The organism is Verrucomicrobiota bacterium (assembly GCA_038744685.1).
Taxonomy (GTDB): domain Bacteria; phylum Verrucomicrobiota; class Verrucomicrobiia; order Opitutales; family Puniceicoccaceae; genus Puniceicoccus.
This window is the reverse complement of record JBCDMB010000011.1, coordinates 81,557-99,549: the sequence shown is the minus strand read 5'-3', so window position 1 is coordinate 99,549 and position 17,993 is coordinate 81,557. Positions and strand designations below refer to the sequence as shown.

At 53.4% G+C, this 17,993-nt stretch carries 12 protein-coding genes; 4 read left to right on the top strand and 8 right to left on the bottom strand.

The features are described 5' to 3' along the window. The first annotated feature begins 474 nt into the window (after positions 1-474). The 3 genes from AAGJ81_08615 (at position 475) to AAGJ81_08605 (ending at position 4,688) form a co-directional block, all read left to right on the top strand. A complete protein-coding gene (locus AAGJ81_08615) occupies positions 475-1,101 on the top strand; it encodes a hypothetical protein (protein ID MEM0966193.1) in 627 nt (208 codons plus the stop codon). Positions 1,102-1,781: 680 nt separating this feature from the next. After that, positions 1,782-3,986, top strand: a complete 2,205-nt coding sequence (locus AAGJ81_08610; protein MEM0966192.1) for an ATP-binding protein — start codon at positions 1,782-1,784, stop codon at positions 3,984-3,986. 9 nt (positions 3,987-3,995) lie between these two features. Then, positions 3,996-4,688: a response regulator transcription factor gene (locus AAGJ81_08605; GenBank protein ID MEM0966191.1), complete on the top strand. Its 693-nt coding sequence runs from the start codon at positions 3,996-3,998 to the stop codon at positions 4,686-4,688. A 65-nt stretch (positions 4,689-4,753) separates the two neighbouring features. Here AAGJ81_08605 and AAGJ81_08600 read toward each other — a convergent pair whose 3' ends face one another. The 4 genes from AAGJ81_08600 to hflX all read right to left on the bottom strand — a co-directional run bounded on the left by AAGJ81_08600 (position 4,754) and on the right by hflX (position 10,572). Further along, the gene (locus AAGJ81_08600; GenBank protein MEM0966190.1) at positions 4,754-6,529 is read right to left on the bottom strand and encodes a PEP-CTERM sorting domain-containing protein; all 1,776 of its coding nucleotides are present in this window, start codon (positions 6,527-6,529) and stop codon (positions 4,754-4,756) included. A gap of 576 nt (positions 6,530-7,105) precedes the next feature. Further along, the gene (locus AAGJ81_08595; GenBank protein ID MEM0966189.1) at positions 7,106-7,594 is read right to left on the bottom strand and encodes a flavodoxin family protein; all 489 of its coding nucleotides are present in this window, start codon (positions 7,592-7,594) and stop codon (positions 7,106-7,108) included. Beyond that, positions 7,591-9,264, bottom strand: coding sequence for a peptide ABC transporter substrate-binding protein (locus AAGJ81_08590; GenBank protein MEM0966188.1), 1,674 nt, complete (start codon positions 9,262-9,264; stop codon positions 7,591-7,593). The genes AAGJ81_08595 and AAGJ81_08590 overlap by 4 nt, the downstream gene beginning before the upstream one ends. Before the next feature lie 6 nt (positions 9,265-9,270). Next, the gene (gene hflX / locus AAGJ81_08585; protein MEM0966187.1) at positions 9,271-10,572 is read right to left on the bottom strand and encodes a GTPase HflX; all 1,302 of its coding nucleotides are present in this window, start codon (positions 10,570-10,572) and stop codon (positions 9,271-9,273) included. Positions 10,573-11,089: 517 nt separating this feature from the next. On the opposite strand from hflX, the gene AAGJ81_08580 reads away from it, so the two are divergent. Then, positions 11,090-12,841, top strand: a complete 1,752-nt coding sequence (locus tag AAGJ81_08580) for a chloride channel protein (GenBank protein ID MEM0966186.1) — start codon at positions 11,090-11,092, stop codon at positions 12,839-12,841. Positions 12,842-12,849: 8 nt separating this feature from the next. Here the strand turns inward: AAGJ81_08580 and AAGJ81_08575 are convergent, their stop codons facing one another. From AAGJ81_08575 to AAGJ81_08560, 4 genes are all read right to left on the bottom strand, one after another. Next, positions 12,850-13,941 carry an ABC transporter ATP-binding protein gene (locus AAGJ81_08575; protein ID MEM0966185.1) on the bottom strand — a complete coding sequence of 364 codons (1,092 nt, stop codon included), beginning with the start codon at positions 13,939-13,941 and terminating at the stop codon, positions 12,850-12,852. A gap of 82 nt (positions 13,942-14,023) precedes the next feature. Then, positions 14,024-15,739, bottom strand: a complete 1,716-nt coding sequence (locus AAGJ81_08570) for an iron ABC transporter permease (GenBank protein ID MEM0966184.1) — start codon at positions 15,737-15,739, stop codon at positions 14,024-14,026. Positions 15,740-15,758: 19 nt separating this feature from the next. Further along, positions 15,759-16,757: a Fe(3+) ABC transporter substrate-binding protein gene (locus AAGJ81_08565; protein ID MEM0966183.1), complete on the bottom strand. Its 999-nt coding sequence runs from the start codon at positions 16,755-16,757 to the stop codon at positions 15,759-15,761. 322 nt (positions 16,758-17,079) lie between these two features. Further along, the gene (locus AAGJ81_08560; protein MEM0966182.1) at positions 17,080-17,838 is read right to left on the bottom strand and encodes a helix-turn-helix transcriptional regulator; all 759 of its coding nucleotides are present in this window, start codon (positions 17,836-17,838) and stop codon (positions 17,080-17,082) included. Positions 17,839-17,993 lie beyond the last annotated feature (155 nt).

Genomic DNA, 17,993 nt, shown 5'->3' with positions numbered 1-17,993 from the left:
TCGAGCTGAAAAAGAGATGTTCCAGGGCAAAATTCGGCTTTCGATCCAAGGCGAATCGAGATTCGTTGAGGTGAGAAAACGGATTTTGCGCCAAATCAGCTCGAATCCAGCCACGGGAGTGAATTTGTCCACATGGCCTAGACACGGCCTCCAGTGAGACCAGAGCTAGAGGCCGATTGGTAAGGATAGCTCAAAGCCTTCAATTTCTAACATGAGTGAAACAAGGATGGCTACCAGACGGCTCTGTTTGAGTAGGGATTACCCAATGGAATGAATTGTACCCGAATTTTTGGAGGTTGTTGGTAGGTATCTTGTCTTGTGTGGTCGCTCGCTACCGCTTCCCAGAGATGATGGAGCGGAATTTTTCCGTAAATGCGGACTTGGCAAAGCGAGGGCAAACATTTTTTTGTGTTCTAGAGTATAGCAGCATGTTTCGGCGACTGACCATTACAGACTCTTAAAGAATTTTTTTTCATGAAAATCACCGCAATAACAACAGGCCTCGGGCTCTTGTTTGCCTCGACTTCATTTGCTGTTATTGAGCTGCGGATCAATCCAAACGAAGAGACCTTCGCTTTTTTTGGCTCCGACGAGGGGAATATGATACCTTTCTCCTTCAGTGGCGGTGGGAATGGTGCGGTCGTCCAGTTTCGGATTGATGGTCTTCCAAGTCCTCCCACTCAGGACTCTACTATTCTCATATATAATGACGACCTTACCTTTACGACTTCTCCTGTCGGAACGACCCCGGGATCGAATTTTCCTGACGGTAGAGATGCGGCCATAAATGTGACTAACAGTGGAGGCGTAGCTCGGGTAATTGTAAGCTTTTACGCTGAAGGAGTCTTTACCATTCCGAACAGAAATCCCGTTACGATTACTACATTAGGTGCGGAACGGTCCTATGCCGGTTTCTCGTCCGTCGAGAAGGAAATTTTTGAGAGCACGATAGGTATCGACATTCCTCTGACACCAGGTTTTGGCACAGGGTATGACCCGATCAGCGTTGTAGCGGTTCCTGAACCGGAAGCCATCTACTTTTCCGTAATTGGTGTGATTGCTTTTGGACTGGCAGTTATGCGCCGCCGAAGGAAGTCGTAAGCGACTCTCATCCGAATTAGGCGATGGGGGTCCAAGATGTCGCAAGGATCCAGGCGCTGCATCTATGGCGAGGCAGGGAATAAGCCTTCCGCTTAACATCCCCAACCATACAGGGACGCCGTCTCAACCTGCCTGAGCTAGGGATAGGTCGGTGTCCGCAATGCCTGGCAATTCAGACAGCCGAACGGTCCGCGAGACGCGGACCCTCCAGCGACTCTTTAGTTGAAACAGCGAATTGGCTGCTCAATGGTCTTTTTAGGGCACTTCGATGCTCAGCAGGCACTGTGTATAGAGGTTGTCCGTATGAACCTATATTCCGCAGTTGAACCACTGATTGACACTGATAAAAATTGATGATGAAGCAGTTATGAAAAATCCGCGCTTCACCCATTGGGGGTAGGGCAAAAATTCTCAACCTTCCGATTATCAGTGTCCATCGGTGTTCATCAGTGGTTGAATTGATTTTTCTAGGATGAACTGAAGATCGAGGTCGAAATCGGGTTTCGTGCCCTAAATGAAATGACAAGTGGGCAGATGAAGCCTTCGATTTCGATAGCGATTTGGATTTCGATTTCGACCATCGATATCTGGACTTTTGTTGGACAAATTCTTCTTCAAATCGTCAAAAGTTCCTATTTACTCGTTATAAGAATACTATCTTCGCCATCGAAGAGGTGTGGATGAAAGTGAAAGCCCGTTTTTTTCGTCATGATTTGTTCCTGAAAGGGTTGCTCCTTTTGAACATCCTGGCGCTGCTGGTCGTATTTCTAGTGTCTTGGCAACGAGATCATGAAAAGGCATTGCGGGAGAACGAAGAGCAGCAACAAACCGCCCAGACTGCCTTGTTGAAAGCGCCAAATCTGGGTTCGCTTGCTCTACCTGCCGGAGCAAGGCCTTATCTCATGGAGCCACGGGCCGAGAATCTTATCGAAGGAGAATACTGGATCCAATTGGAACTGAACCGGGAATGTACCCCCGAGTTGATTGCCCTTGTGCCCAGATACAATTCTCTCGGCCAGCCGGAAGACTTTCCACAGCGATTTCGGCTTTCACTATCCATGGACGCCCATTTTGAGAATGAGACGATCCTTTTTGATTCATCTGAGGAATTGTATCGCCCGGACCCTCGCAGTATTCCGGTTTTCGATAATCCTCAACAAGCCTCATGCAGGTATCTGCGCCTGACGATTCTACCTCTTGATCCATCGATTCAGGTCCCCGATCTAGGCTACAATGAACTCATCAATATCCGCTGTAGCTTATCGGAGATCCAAGTCTTTTTCGGGGAGCAAAACTTGGCTTTGCTCGCACCTGTGAGTTCATCACTCCGACAACTGAAACATGATCCCTTTCCTGCAAAACACCTTACGGATGGGTGGACTCCGTTGGGTCCGTGGGTGGATGAGAGCATAGCTAGCCTGACGGAAGGCTATCATTCTCTTCACACTCCAGTCGAAAAAAAACGGCCAGGGGACTACTGGGTGCAGATCGATCTCGGCCGAGTGGAACCGATTGATGAGATTCGCATCTATCCCGTTTTGCCCAGAGCTTTTAACGAAGAAGAAGGCTATGGCTTGCCCCATGACTACCGTGTAGAGCTTTCCGACACAGCCGATTTTGAGAATCCGGTAATATTGCCTGGTCCTTTCGGGAAAGGGTTTGTCCGCCCGACCCGCCAAACGATCTCCATAAGTGGCGATTCGCAATCAGCGCGCTACATCCGCTTTGTTGCGGAAACCCTCCGCGAGAACCGGTGGGGTGCGACCTTCTTTTGTATCGCCGAAATAGAGGTCATCAGCAATGGACGTAATCTCGCAAAGGACCAACCCGTTCGCGCCGCCAATACACTCTCCCAACATCTTTATCAGAAAGCTTGGACGGATGCCGAAGAAACCCTCCAAAGACAAGGCGTGGACTCTCCCACTGATGAAGAGATCCACGCTTTGGTACGGGCGGACATTGATCAAAAATTCGAGGACGGGATCGTGGCCTACTGGATCGACCAGGCACTCGTCGATGGTTTTGGAAGCCGGCACGCCATGATTTCACCGATTGAATGGTATCGCGACTTACAAGAAGGTGCAGAGCTTCAAGCGCAAATCGAATGGTTGGCCGACCAGCGCCAGGTTTTGCTGAAGGCACAGAGCCAATCCCAGAGTCACCAGGTCGTCCTCTCCGCGAGTCTGGGAGCTCTGTTGCTTTTACTCTCGGGGTTGACTTTTCGAGCATCCTACAAGCGCAGAAAAGAATCTCTCCACGAAGAACTTGCCCAGGATTTGCATGATGAACTCGCAAGCGAGCTGGCTAACATTGCACTTCTGAGTGAGCTGGCCTCCTCTCAACTCAAGGCCAACCCGCAGGATCAACTCGGCCACGAACAACTGGATCGCCTGCGCAGTGGTGCCCAGCTCTCGTCGACGACCATTCGTGAACTCATCTTTCGAACCCAGCACTCTAGTTATGAGTTTGCGAAAGTCGCACAAGTCCTTGAGGAAATCGCCCACCGCCGCTTAACTCCACTGCACATCGACTATCAGCAAAGTGAACAAACCTCTCTCGACACATCAGTGAGAATCTCGGGCAAGAATGTGAGGGCGATCCTCCTCACCTTTAAAGAACTCCTCACAAACATCACGACCCACACCTCTGCCACTCAAGTGGTGGTTCGCCTAAAAGCGAGCAGGCTACAGATTCAGCTCTCCGTAGAGGACAACGGCAAAGGCTTCCCGGTCGAAATGAGCGAATCGAATGGCCTGAACGGACACGGTCTCGACTCGCTTCGCAAACGCGCGAAGAAGAACCGAGGCACGTTCACCATCGAAACGATCTGCGACGCAAAGGGATCGCCCGCTGGTTGCGAGGCCATCCTGACTCTTCCCACCTAGTTTTTCGTGATGACCTCCACTCCCTACAGCTTTCCGATTGGCGAAGAGAAACTTTGTATCTGGATACTGGAAGACAACACCGAGCTGCGCCAGACACTTCAGAGCATTTTCTCCCAAGCGGCCGACATGACTTGTCCAGGCCTTTTTTCTACGGTTGAAGAGCTACTTTCGGCTCTTAACCGGGAAACCTATCCGTCTCCTCACGTGCTTATTTTGGATCTCGCACTTCCCACGGTTCATGGCCTTGAAGCTATACCCGTCCTCAAAGAGGAATTTCCCTCCGTTCGCATCCTCGTCTACACCGTCAGCGGCGAAAACCATGCCGTAAAGCGGGCGATCGAGGCCGGAGCAGACGGCTATCTACTCAAGGATATCGGGATAGAAAAAATGCTCTCGCACGTGCGGGAAACCGCCCGCGGGGACTCGCCCCTTTCTCCTCAGGTGGCTCGCCATATCCTCGGATCCTGTCAAAAAGAATCTCTCTCAACAAGAGAGTCTCCGGTTCCGCACAGTCTTACTCCGGTCGAGCTTCAGATTCTGCGCCTTTTGGCTAGTGGCATGCTCAAAAAGGAAATCTCCGGTTCCCTTGGTATTTCATACCACCAAGTTGATTACTCGATGCGCCAAATCTTCGTTAAACTCCGCGTCGCAAATGTTCAGGGTGCGGTTGGGATCGCCCTCCGCTCAGGTTGGATCAAATAGAAACCTCTCCGAACCTCGCTTCGATTTCAAATTTCAAATCTGCGATTTCAAATGCCTTGGGGGGACTAGTCTCGCCTACGGCGACGCATCAGTGCCATCCCAAACCCCAGGCATCCTAGGATCGCAGCGTAGATCGACGGCTCGGGGATAAGCGTGGCGGTCAGCGTGGCGGCGGGACCGAAGAAGTCCTCTCCGAAGATGAAGTCTGAGTTCAGATCGAAGCTGAACTCAGACCCGTCGGCCAGAAAGCCCGAGAGAGTCGCGTCGCGGTCGGTGATGGTGAAGGCCTCGTTGGGCACCATTGTGTCGAGCAGGACGCCGTCGAGCAGGAAGACAATCCCGAACAGATTGATCTGACTGTCGTCGAGGGCCGAAAACCCGTCGCCGATCTCACCGCCAAAGATATTCACGACGCTGCCGCCAAGGGCGGAGAAATTGGACCCCACGGTGCCGCCGGAGATGTTGACCTCGCTGCGTTCCAGGGCGTTGAGACCTGCGCCAACGAAGCCGCCGCTGATGTTGACCCGGCTGCCGGCCATGACGGTGAGGTTACTGCCGACGGTGCCTCCAGAGATGTTGACTTCGCTGAGCGGGTGGGCATCAAAATTGTCGCCGACGGTGCCGCCACTGATGTTGATCAGGCTGCCGTTAAACGCGTCGAAGTCGTTGCCGACGGTGCCGCCGGAGATGTTGATCTCGGTGCCGGCGTAAGCGTTGAAGTTGTTGCCGACGGTGCCTCCCGTGATGTTCACCTCGCTGCCGGACAGCGCGACGAAGTCGGCCGCCACGGTGCCGCCGTCGGCGACGTTGAGCTGGACGGTGGTTGACGCGTCGCTGGTGGCGTCGCCGATCGAATTGCGGATGAACGTGCCGAAGTTGCTCTGTTGGTCGCTGAAAGAAGCGCCGATCGAGGTCTGGGCCCCGGGGGCGTCGGACACGTGGATCACTTCATCAAACAAAGACGCCGACGACGTCCCGGGATCAAACACCCCGTCGGGGTCTGCGGTGAGCGTCCCGGGGTCGATCACTGCGGCGAAAACGAAGGCCTCGTTACCGACCCTCCCGGGGTCGATATTGGAAAAGTTAACCGGCTGTGCCCCCAGGTCTTCGGTGGTAAATCCGCCGAAGGCGATTCGGTCGAGGTCACCCTGGGTGAAGCTCATGCTGGCAGGTCGACCTGTATAGTTGATATAGAATCCGGAGGAGGTCTCGGTCGACGACAGCAATGCAGTTCCCATAATATTAGCTATGGGATTTGTCGCGAAATCGCTATTGAAGCTGGTGTCAAATGGCAAGAGATTTGCCCGGCCACCGTTGACCGGATCGATCGGTTGTTCGAAACCGAGGTAGCCAGTGGCGGTGATGAAAACTGAAAAACCACCGTCGACTCCGAGTACTCTTACTCCTCCCAGAGTAACGAAACTAAATGCATCAACGACTCTACCACCCGTATTAGACGAAAAAGTGACTTCGGTCTCCCCGGTGGAGGCGTTTGGGCTGACCTGAAATAATGGCAGCGAATCTCCGTCTTGCATGATCGACATAACCAAGTTTGACCGCTCGCCGGTTTGCACATTGAGGTCGGCGGTAAATACCAACTCTATCGACTCGCGGGGCGTCCCTGGAGGGTCCAGATCTGCCCCTCCAAAGCCGAAACTCGCGTCTTCGCCGTAAATGAACCTTGCGCCTCGTATGAAGGGGTTGCTGTCGTCTCTGGTCTCGAAGAAGGGCAGGTAAGCGTTGTCCGTCGTCACGATACGGAAGACCTGGCCGTGGGCGGGAATGGCCGCCGCGGCGAGCAGGGCCAGAGCGGAGATGTAAAGTTTGGGAGTGATCTTCATGGGTTCGTTTCTCTAGCGAAAATGAGGGTCGTCGGTCCGTGTTGCGGTGTCTACGGCCCGCGGTCAGGCCCGGTGATTACTAGCACTCGGTTGTCATAAATCTTCAATCGCTCTTGATCCGATTGTGAGGTGTTGGTTGAAACCCCGCACCCTTAGACCTCGCCTCTAGATGGGCAAACACGTATCTACGGAAAATTCAGTGATTTCGGTATAAGAGCAGGACTCTCCGTTTCTCGCATAAAGAACTAACGCGAACGCCAATCTACTCGAAATTGAAACCGATGTACACGGCTTTCTCTTCTGGGTCGTGTCCTAAGGTACAATAAAATCCACCGGGTAAGTGCACCGACTCTCAGTGAGAGACCACCTTCCTCATTCGTTCTTCGAGCGTCGGTCCTTCGACTTGCTCAGGGCGGTGAGTGTATCGAACCGCCGGCTAAGTCGAGTCGCGGACATGCCCTGTGGTCTAAGCGTCGGAGCGGTCGTACGGCCAAAACGATGCGCATGGAACGGAGCCCGTCGCTCCCACAATACCACTCACCTTTGATTGCGCCCGATGCAGAGTGCTCGGAAGGTTCAGCCTAGTGTTTGATGCTGATCTTTTATACTAAGAGTGGTCTGCTTACTATGGAGCATCGCAAGAAATCTTCCCTTCCACTCCCGGAAGCCTGGCATGAAGAAAGCATCCAGTTTCTCACTGGGCATTGCTTGGCGGGCACCGAGTCGGAGTAGGTGCTCCTCAAGGGTTACGCTGGCGCCGCAGTAATGGGTAAAGCAGGAATCCCCCAGCCCGACCATGGAATACACGAGGTGATCCAGCGGTTTTTCCCGACTGGCGAGCTGTTGGAAAAACGGATCAGAATCCGGAGGCGGATCTCCTTCGCCCCAAGTGCTGATGAGCCAGACGGTGAATTGCATCTCGTCTAGCTGATCGGCTGTCAAGTCGGAGAGATTGGTCTTTTGCGCGTCAAATCCTTCTCCGTTGAGTTCCTGTTCCAGTTTCTTTGCCAGCCGCCGGGAGTTCCCGTTTCCCGTTGCGTAGAGAATGTGGATCGGGGATTTCATTTTTGAGGACCTTCCATCGAGATTCCCGAATAGTTGGTGTAGCCGAGGATGTTGGAAGGCCAGTTTTTGACTCTGGGAGAAATCAGGTAGGCACGGTTGTAAAAGAAGATCGGGATCAGCGGCAGTTCCTCAAGTAGGATCTCCTCGGCATCTGCCAAGAGTTGATATCGCTTTTTCCCGGAAGGTAACTTTCCTGCCTCCGCCATTAGTCGATCGAACTCCGGATTGCTCCACCCACTGAAGTTGTTGGTCGATTCAGTGGTCCATAAGCCTAAAAAGGTATCTGGATCGAGATAGTCTCCCAACCATCCAGCACGAGCGATTTTGAAATCACGGTTGGTCCGGTCGGCAAGGTAGGTTTTCCATTCCTTGTTGACCAAGGTGATCGTGATGCCGAGGCGTTCTTTCCAGAAGGACTGAATCGCCTCAGCGATGGGTCGATGGGTCTCCGAGGTGTTGAAGAGGAACTCGATCGGCGGTAACGGATTGTCTGGTCCGTAACCCGCTTCTGCCAAAAGTGCCTTCGCATGAATCACATCTTCTTCAATGACTGACGGTGACTCGTAGGCACCAATTCCGACTGGTGTAAAATGGCGTGCCGGTCTCTCGCCTCGGCGGCGGATATCCCGACTGATCGCGGTCCGGTCGATGGTAAGGCTAAGTGCTTCTCTCACGCGGGGATCGTTGAGTGGCGGCTCAAGCGTGTTGAGGAGTAGGTAGTAGACGCCGAGATCCGGTTCAACTGAGAGCACTTCGGGACTATCGCTTTCGAGGTAGTATTGAATTCTCTGGGGAGAAACGATTGAGGTGATGTCGATCAGGTCGTCGAGGAAGGCGCGCTCTTCGGTGAAGATATTGGGGATGGGAAAGAAAACGATCTCATCGAGAGGGAAATTCTCTTCAACCGGGTAAAATGGATTCCGGTCCACCGAAAGGTAGTCGTTGAGTTTCCATTTGGCCAAGCGGTAAGGCCCATTGGAGACGAGGTTCCCGGGCTTCGCCCACTCGGCATTTCGCGAGGTCCATTCTCCGAACGTTTCAATACTTTTCCGATGGACGGGAAACCATGCCGGATTCACAAGAAGCGAAAGAAAAAAGGGCGTCGGTGCTTTGAGGGTAATTTTCAAAGTGTGTTCATCGGGAGCTTCAACTCCAACAAGATCAAAATCCGAGATTTCTCCCTCAAAATATTCCTTCGCGTTCAATAGAACAAAAAGCTGGGATGCGTATCCCGCTCCGAGTTCGACAGTGAGAATTCGCTGAATGCTGTCTTTGAAATCATCCGCGACAACCGGATCCCCGTTGGACCACTTTCGGTCGGGTGCGAGAAAGAATTCATATTGAGTGCCGTCTGCCGAAACTACCCATTCTCTTGCCGCGGCCGGAATGGGTTCGAGGGTGACGGGATCGAGGGCTACCAGACCTTCGAAGAGAGCGCGAACGACGCGACTTTCCGGAACACCAGTGATGACATGAGGGTCTAGACTCTGGAGTTCGGAACCATTGCCCCGGCGGAGAATTTGTTTGGTCTCGCTTGAATCTAAGGATCCTTGGTCGCAAGAACAAAGAAAGGACGATGCCAGTGCCAGAACGAGTAGGCGGAAAAAAGGTCTTTTGTGAAACGAACTTCGGCGTTTCTCCTCGTCGGCAAGATGGTTGGCTGGCCACATGGTGCGTTAAGCACCGACGAGAGCATAGTCCGTAACCCGGGCGACCTGTTTCTCAGGAATATTGCCACGAATCAGCACGCCTTCATCGCGGTAGGACTCTTTGTTGACTGCGCCAATCTCGTGCAAGAAGTGAATGAGGTCATACCGGCTATGCGGGATAAGAAGTTTCATCGAGCGGATTCCCGATTGCACGAGATCGACCATCTTTTCCTTCAATGCCTGCAGTCCCTCTCCTGTCCGGGCACTCACAAAAAATGCGTCGGGGTATCGACTTCTCCAATACGAAATGACTGAGGGATCATCGGTGCCGTCAACCTTGTTGAAGACAAGCACTGTTGGCTTGTCGATCGCCTCAAGCTCCTTCAGGACGGCTTCGGTTGTTTCTCGGTGCTCGTCAAGTTCCTCGCTCCGGATGTCGAGCACGTGAAGCAGAAAATCCGACACCACGGCCTCTTCCAGAGTAGCCTTGAATGCTTCAACGAGACGGTGCGGCAGGTTGCGGACAAATCCAACCGTATCGGTAAGGACGAGGTTCTGCCCATTCGGCAGAGACATTTTACGACTTGTCGGATCGAGGGTCGCAAAGAGCTTGTCTTCAGCCAAGACGTGAGAATCGGTGAGGGCGTTCAGAAGAGAGGATTTTCCAGCGTTCGTGTAGCCCACAATAGCCCCGGTTGGCACCGGAACGGATCGACGGCGTTTTCGCTGAGTTTCCCGGTGGCGCCGGACGTCACCCAACTGGACGCGTAGCTTTTGAATCCGCTTGCGAACCAATCTTTGGTCGACCTCAAGTTGAGTTTCCCCTTCGCCCCGTTGCATGACTCCGCCCCTTTGCCGGCCGAGGTGAGTCCACGCTCTTCGAAGGCGAGGCAGACTGTATTCCATGCGAGCCAGCTCAATCTGAAGACGGGCTTCTTTGGTAGATGCCCGCTCACCAAAGATGTCGAGGATGATTTCCTGACGATCAATGACGAGAAACTTGTCAGCGGTTTTTTCCCAGTTGCGCTGCTGCGATGGCGAGAGCTCTTGATCAAAGATAATTACGTCACAGCCGAGAAGGCGAGCCTCGGCAATGACTTCTTCCGCCTTGCCGCTTCCAATGAGGAGTTTTGGGTGAGGGCGGGTCAGATGGATGATCGCCTTCCCTCCAATTTCTATCCCGAGAGTGGTGACCAGCCCGTCCAATTCTTCGAGGAGTAAATTGGTATGCTCGTCAGTCTGAGAGGGGGAGGTGATGCCTACAAGGAAGGCGCGTTCAACGAGTTTTGGTTTCTCCCTGACTTCTATCACTTGGGAGCAGACTAGCATTTCTCCCGCCTTCCGCAATGGAAAATTGCTCTGGGGTGACGGGCTGGGGGTGGGGTCTCAATAGGTGTCAGGATTCGGTAAAAAGAGAGATGGAAGGCGCTTGTCCTCAAGCGCTGAGCGTCTCGATCGCTGATTCCGTTGGCCAAGGAGAGCTTCTACGAGATCTGGGGTTATCCTCGATACTCCTAGGCTAAGGCGAAAGGCACTCGAACTCGTAATCGTAATCCTACACGTAATCGTAATCGATTTGATGTAGGCTCCTGCAGATCAACGGTTTCGATTATGATTACGAGCACGATTAAGATGGAGGGATAGCGCCCCCCTGAGGACAGCAGCCCTCCAAGAAATGAAACCGATCGAAATCCATCTCTTCAGACAAAGGGCGCTTTGTTCCCTTGTCTAAACGTCCGAAGGAGCGTATGCCCGAGGGGAACGTGGGAAAGGAAAGAGAGTTTTGGAGTCAGACTAGGCCTTGCAACCGGAACGGTCGGGACGGTTTTCTCTGCGACAACGCCAGATGAGGGCTTTTCCCAATTGGTTACGTCTCCGTTTTAACGATGCCCAGAGATACCTGATCCTCTGCGGGATTGCTGGGTTGATTTGTGGGTTGGTTGCCGTCGGCTTTCACTTTGCCATAGAGTGGGTGTTTCACGGCGTCCTCGCCCTGCGCGAAAACTTTGGGGAGGGAACTGCTTTCTTGGTTCTCCTATTTTCGCCGGCCATTGGAGGACTGTTTGCCGGAATCATCGTAACCTACATCGCCCCGCAGGCGGTAGGCAGTGGTATTCCGCAGGTGAAACAGGCCTACCACAATGACTTTGGCACGATCCGTTTGCGCGATGGAGTCTGGCGGTTTATCGCAGGTACGATTTCGATCGGCTCAGGCAACAGTCTCGGGCGCGAAGGTCCTACGGTTCATATCTGTAGTGCGGTAGCATCGGCCCTTGGGCGTTACTTCGGTTTAGCACGCAGGCGGATTCAGGCGATGGTTCCGGTCGGTATGGGCGCAGGGATAGCCGCCGCATTCAATACCCCGATATCGGCAATCACCTTCGTTTTTGAGGAGTTGTTGGGGGACTTTAGTAGCAAGGCTCTGGGAGCAATCCTCGTGGCGGTTGTGGTGTCGGCTGTCGTGTCTCGCACCCTACTGGGAGAGCATCCTATATTTAACGTAGGTGGCTTAGATGATTTTCAGCTTTCTTGGTGGATGTTGATGTGTATCCCCCTTGGTATTGCTGCCGCGTTTCTTGGGCACGCCTTTTTAGAGATACTGCTAAGGGTCCGGGGAAGGATGAGGGATGCGAAGCGATTCCCGAGGATCCTTCGTCCAGTTTGTGGAGGTTTGATCGTTGGGATTATTGGTTCAACGATCCTGATCCTAACTGGCCGTCTAGGGGTTTTCAGTATCGGCTATGAGGATCTTGAGGGATCACTTCAGGGAATCCTTACGTGGGAAATTCTCCTTCTCCTCTTTTTTGGTAAGCTGGTGGCCACGGCGCTTTGTTATGCGATGGGAGGAAGTGGTGGCCTTTTTGCGCCGACACTCTTTCTCGGAGTTATGCTCGGAGGTGCTTTTGGTACCGGTGCGGTTGAGGTGTTCAACTTGGAATTCTATGTAGCGGCAGGGTGTGCATTTCTGGGGATGGGAGCTTTTTTTGCGGCGGTGATTCGGTGTCCGCTGACGTCTATTCTGATCGTTTTTGAGATGACGCAGAATTACTCGCTCATTCTTCCGCTGATGGTGGGGAATTTGATCGCTTATCTGATATCTACCCGTCTGAGGGCAGTGCCTATATACGACGCGCTCCTGATCCAGGACCAGGTGAGCTTGAAACGCATGCCATCGTACCAAGGGGAGCAGGATTGGCGTAACCTACCAGTTTCGACGATCATGACGCACGACCCGGTTTTTCTGCGGAATGCGGATGCGTTGCAGTCGGCCTATCAGGAGGCTGGAGAACATCAGCATCACGCCTACCCGGTTCTAGGGGAGGCGGAAGAGCTAGTCGGGGTGATTACCCATCATGAGATCGGAGAGGCTCTCGACCATGGGGAAGAACGCACTATTTCTGATCTTTTGAAGGAAAAACGGATCGTTTCGGTTTTTCCGGACCACTCGATCCGTGATGTAGCGAATACCTTGGTGGTCGAGGATGTGATGCAGGTCCCGGTTGTGTCGCGAAAAAACCCAACCAAACTGCTCGGGATCGTCACTTTGCACGATGTCGCCAGGCAACAGAATGCGATCGATAATTCCCTCGCGAGGTGAGATCGTCCCTAGCGCGAACTCCTCTCAAAGACGAAGACCAGCCGTTTATCGATCCAGCAGGTTCCCTGCATCCCTTTTTCGAAGTTTTCCGTTGGCGGTTGGAAAGCATGGTAAGTCTGCAAGGCCGAAGGATCTTTGTCCGAAGCGAACTCGACCACTCGTTTGCCGCCGACTATCCGTGATTCGATGATGGTCGTCGCAAAAGAATGGAACAGGGCCGCATCTTCTCCAGGCTCTTGAAATTGGAACGCCTGATGGCGAACAACGATTTCGACAGGACCATCGGATAAGTCTTGGGAAACAGTCCATTCGCCCAACGGACTGACTAGGGTTCCCTTTTTCGAATGACCTTCTACTGAAGTCGTTTCCCCAAAAAAACGGGCGGAAAAGGCAGTCGAGGGTGAGAAGAAGAAATCTTCGGGCGTGCCGGTCTGAACAATCTCCCCGTGGTCGAGCAGGAGAATCCGGTCTGCGAGGTGAGACGCTTCTTCACCATCATGGGTGACCAGAAGAGTGGCCGTGTTTTCGTTTTTCAATACCTGTCTGGTTTCTTCGCGAATAGCGAAGCGAAGGGTGGTGTCGAGGTTTGAGAATGGCTCATCCATCAGCATCACCGAAGGCTTGATCGCAAGGGCTCTGGCAAGCGCTACTCGCTGTTGTTGACCGCCGCTGAGGGTATGCGGATAGCGGTCTTTGAGAGCGCCCAGTCCCACAAGGCCGAGCACTTCTTCGACACGCTTCTGTCTCTCGGAGGGTGTAGCGGATGAGAGACCAAAAGCGACGTTCTTTCCGACAGTCAGGTGGGGAAAAAGCGCGTAGTCCTGAAAGACCAGCGAAATGGACCGGTCTTCCGGTGGAGAGACATGGGCACTATCGGCAACGAGTAGGTCGTTGAGATAGATCTCGCCCGACTCCGGAGCCTCCAATCCGCTGGCCAAGCGAAGAAGGGTCGTCTTTCCACAACCGGATGGACCGAGTAGGCAAATGATCTCACCGGTTTTCACCTCAAAGGAAACCTCGTTTACACTGCGTGGTTTTCCGTAGCGGTGGCAGACCTTCTCGAAGCGAAGGGCGGTTTTCCGGGTAACGTCCGTCTTCATGCCAAAGTGAAACCCCGGATGGAAACTCCTTGCTGGAAAAATGGCGAGAGCGATTTCTGCCAGCCAGTTGAGTTGACTGCCGTCACTCCGCTGCAGTCATTGGAGCGTGCCGGGTGCGGGTCATCATGCGGCTGAGGATTATGACAGGTGCGAGCCCAAAAAGAACGATGAGAAGGGCGGGAGCTGCGGTTTCGGCAAACCGTTCGTCTGAGGCTAAGTGATAAATCCGTACGGCAAGGGTATCGAAGTTGAACGGGCGAATGATTAGAGTCGCTGGTAGTTCTTTCAAGACTTCAACGAAAACGAGAAGAACGGCTGCAAGAGTGCTCGCGCGAATTAAAGGGAAGTGAATGCGGGCCAACAGGGTGATCGGGCCGGCGCGGAGAGTTTTCCCCGCGTCATCGAATGACTTGGGTATCCTCGTGAGTCCGGAATCAACGGTATGGACAGAGAGGGTTAGGAATCTTGTTAGATACGCAAAAATAAGGGCAGCAATACTTCCGCTCAGAAGAAACGAATCGGGCAGGAAGGCCCGACTGCTCTGGTCGGTCCAGCCAAGGACAAGGAGAACGCCGACCGCAACCACCGATCCCGGAATGGCATAACCCAGAGAGGCAACCCGCGCAGAGGCACCGGAGATGACGCCCGGACACACACGGGTGTTGTAACTGAGGAGCAAGGCAAAGAGCAGCGCGATTGGCGAGGTGATCGCGGCTAGGATGGTACTGTGCCAGGCCCACTGAAGAGACTCGTTCAGTGAAGAGAAAAATCCTGCTCCGATCGCAGCTTCGATCAGGATCGCAACCGGAATCAGGAAACCGATTCCAACCGGGAGAAAGCAGGCAAGAACCGCGAAGACTTTTCCACTTTTTCCGAGAGTCCAACGTGGCATCACCTGACGGCTTTTTGTCGCTTGGAAAAACTTCCTTCTACCTCGGCTTAGTCTCTCAAGAAGGACCACCAAAAGAATGACCGCAAGTAGTCCGGCAGCGAGTTGAGAAGCGGCGACTCGGGATCCTAGGTTGAACCAGGTCCGATAAATTCCGGTGGTAAACGTATCGACGGCGAGATACTCAACGGCTCCGTAGTCTGCGAGTGCTTCCATGATCACCAAGGCACATCCTGCCGCCAAAGCTGGTCTCGATAAGGGAAGAGCAACCCGAAAAAAGGTTTGTCGTCGGGACTTCCCCATCGTCCTCGCTGCATCCAGTAGGGAGGTTGACTGTTCGAGAAAGGAGGCTCTACAAAGCAGGTAAACGTAGGGGTAGAGAACGAAGGAAAAGAGTATGATTGCACCGCCAAGTGATCGAATATCCGGAAACCAGTATTCCCTTGGTCCGAGACCGGTCCACGATCGAAAGAGATCCTGAACGGGTCCGCTGAAATCGAGAAAATCCGTGTAGGTGTAAGCGATGAGGTAGGTGGGCATCGCGAGGGGCAGGAGGAGAAGCCATTCGAACCAACGGCGACCCGGAAACTGATAGAGCGTGACCAGCCAAGCACAGACGGCACCGATCAAACCTGCTCCCAATGCGGATCCAACAGCGAGACCGAGGCTATTGATGATGTAGCGTGAAAGAACGGTTTCCCGCAGGTGTGCCCAGGTTCCATCCGATCCTTGCAGAGGGCTTGCAGCTATCACCAAGACCGGCGCTGCGATGAACCCAGCGACTAGGATCCCGATGAAGAGGAGAAGCCGTTTGGAAAGCGACTCTCCAAGAATCGACTTTCGCCTATCTTCTACGGCGAACGGTGGTGGAGGAGGTGCTGACGTGGATTCTGCCGCAGAAGACTCCATCTTGGGACCAGGCCCCCGATCAACGCCATCCGACTCGGTCAAAAATACGGATAGCCTCTGGATTGTTCCCGCCGATTACCGAGGAAGGCTGATTGTTCTCTTCGAAGACATAGGCTTCCAGAATTTCCGGGGATTTGGCGTTCGGATTTACGGGAAACTCTGCATTGCCGGAAGCGAGGATCTCCTGAGCTTCAGGCGACGCAAGGAATTCCAGGAACTGGACGGCTTCGTCGGGGTTGGGTCCTCCTTTAACGAGCCCTCCTCCACTGATATTTACGTGTGTCCCACCCTCTCCCTGATTGGGAAAAAAGATGCCAACCTTCTCGGTGACCTCCTGGTCGGCGGGATCGTCTGAAAGAAGGAGGCGAACAAAGTAGTAGTGGTTTGCAACGGCAACATCTCCCTGACCGGCAGCAACCGCACGAATCTGGCCCGTATCGTTGGACTGTGGCGTCCGGGCGAAGTTCTCGACCATGCCCGCGGCCCATTCCTCTGCAGCTTCTTCCCCTTCCTCGGCGATCAGCATTCCCAGGAGAGACTGGTTGTACACGTTCGAGGAACTGCGGATCAGAATCCGATCATTCCATTCTGGGGTAATTAACGCCTGGTAGGTGGAAAGGTCTTCGGGGTCTACACGGTCTTTGGCGTAAAACAGGACCCGCGCGCGTTTGGTGAGACCGAACCAAAGGTTGTCCGGATGGCGAAACTCTGCAGGCACTTCCGCGAGGATCACCTCGGACTCCACCGGTACAAACACACCGTCTTCCTCAGCTGCCCAGAGCCGACCCGCATCTACCGTGATGAAAACGTCTGCGGGAGACTGATCGCCCTCCGCCTTGATCCGTTCCAACAACGCGTCCCCCGACCCGTCGACAACATTGACCTTGATCCCAGTCTTTTCCTCGAATCGGTCATACAACTCCTGGTCTCCCGGATAATGTCGTGCGGTGTAGAGATTGACTTCGGCAGCGTTTAGAACAGCGGCAACAAAAAGAAGGAACACAAAAGGGAGTTTCATAGGAGTAAGACCCAGTCTCATTATGAGGAATTTGTCAATTCGGATAGGTGTAGCAGATTCGATTTTCGACCCCATGAAACGGTTTTGTTTCCAAAAAGACCTTTGGGCAGCCAATTTGCTGTTCCAACCAAAGAGTCCCTGGAGGGCCCGCGTCTCGCGGACCGTTTGGTTATCTGAATTGCCAAGCGTTTTGGACGCCGACCTGTCACGAGCTCAGCCGAGTCGAGACGCCGACCCTCCACGGTTGGGGATGTCAATCTGTAGATTAACTCGCTGACACCACACTAGATCAGTTTTCAGTTTAACGGCCTTCCGTCGAACTCTAGGTATAAAATTTTCGCACGAGCCCGACTTGGGAGTTCACGCTAAAGTGGCGATATATTTCCTTCGTGTAGCCAGCCACCGTGCTTTCGCTGATTCCTATGCGATTGGCAATGGCCTTGCGGCTGAGGCCGTCGAGCAAAAGGTTAAGAACCATACGCTGGCGGGGGAAGAGGTGTGGCACGGTTGCGCCGCGATCTTCCGGCCAGCCGCTGAGATGAAGCCACGGCACTTCAGTCAGGACAATATGCGCGATTTGCTTCTCTCTCTCACTAAAAGAGCGATCGCTAAACTGCCGGTAAACGGCGATACAGCTGACCGAGGTATCATCGATCGGGTGCCCGCTCAACATCATTGAGCGGACGTTAGCCTCTTCCCAGAAGCGTTGAAGAGACTGGCTATCACAAAGACCCTTCAGGTCGATCTCATCACGTAACATGGTGATCGATTCTTGTGAACCGACTTCCCGGTAGAACGCCTCTGCGATGCCACGAATCTGAGGGTGCTCAATGAGGGTGAGCAGACGAGAAAAGCGCTCTTCGTCAAAGCCGCCATGAAGGAACCGGAAAAAGCTCTGCATCTGATGAGGCGCCAACCGAGTGCCGAGCGACCATGCCCAGGCGTCCGCTTGGATGAGCTCACACAGACCATCCATAAGGTGGCGCTTCTTATCAGAGTGGCTACCCTCCACGGCCGCTACCTCTCCGAGAAGCCTGACCATGGCGCGTGCATCATCTTCCGAGATCACCCGTTTTTTCATCGACTAAATGTCCGTTTTGGATCGTTTGACGAAAACATAAGCGGTGGGTCTTCTCTAGCAAATGAAAGGTTTCTGATCGTTAACCCCACACTTGTGGGGGTGGCCAAAGAATAGCGGATAGGCTATCCTGAAAGTGAGTCGATTCGTTAGACATT

What these genes read in the sequence shown, in the direction of transcription:
- AAGJ81_08615 (MEM0966193.1), top strand. Translation starts at nt 475, where the DNA reads ATGAAAATCACCGCAATAACAACAGGCCTCGGGCTCTTGTTTGCCTCG.
- AAGJ81_08610 (MEM0966192.1), top strand. Translation starts at nt 1,782, where the DNA reads ATGAAAGTGAAAGCCCGTTTTTTTCGTCATGATTTGTTCCTGAAAGGG.
- AAGJ81_08605 (MEM0966191.1), top strand. Translation starts at nt 3,996, where the DNA reads ATGACCTCCACTCCCTACAGCTTTCCGATTGGCGAAGAGAAACTTTGT.
- AAGJ81_08600 (MEM0966190.1), bottom strand. Translation starts at nt 6,529, where the DNA reads ATGAAGATCACTCCCAAACTTTACATCTCCGCTCTGGCCCTGCTCGCC.
- AAGJ81_08595 (MEM0966189.1), bottom strand. Translation starts at nt 7,594, where the DNA reads ATGAAATCCCCGATCCACATTCTCTACGCAACGGGAAACGGGAACTCC.
- AAGJ81_08590 (MEM0966188.1), bottom strand. Translation starts at nt 9,264, where the DNA reads ATGTGGCCAGCCAACCATCTTGCCGACGAGGAGAAACGCCGAAGTTCG.
- hflX (MEM0966187.1), bottom strand. Translation starts at nt 10,572, where the DNA reads ATGCTAGTCTGCTCCCAAGTGATAGAAGTCAGGGAGAAACCAAAACTC.
- AAGJ81_08580 (MEM0966186.1), top strand. Translation starts at nt 11,090, where the DNA reads ATGAGGGCTTTTCCCAATTGGTTACGTCTCCGTTTTAACGATGCCCAG.
- AAGJ81_08575 (MEM0966185.1), bottom strand. Translation starts at nt 13,941, where the DNA reads ATGAAGACGGACGTTACCCGGAAAACCGCCCTTCGCTTCGAGAAGGTC.
- AAGJ81_08570 (MEM0966184.1), bottom strand. Translation starts at nt 15,739, where the DNA reads ATGGAGTCTTCTGCGGCAGAATCCACGTCAGCACCTCCTCCACCACCG.
- AAGJ81_08565 (MEM0966183.1), bottom strand. Translation starts at nt 16,757, where the DNA reads ATGAAACTCCCTTTTGTGTTCCTTCTTTTTGTTGCCGCTGTTCTAAAC.
- AAGJ81_08560 (MEM0966182.1), bottom strand. Translation starts at nt 17,838, where the DNA reads ATGAAAAAACGGGTGATCTCGGAAGATGATGCACGCGCCATGGTCAGG.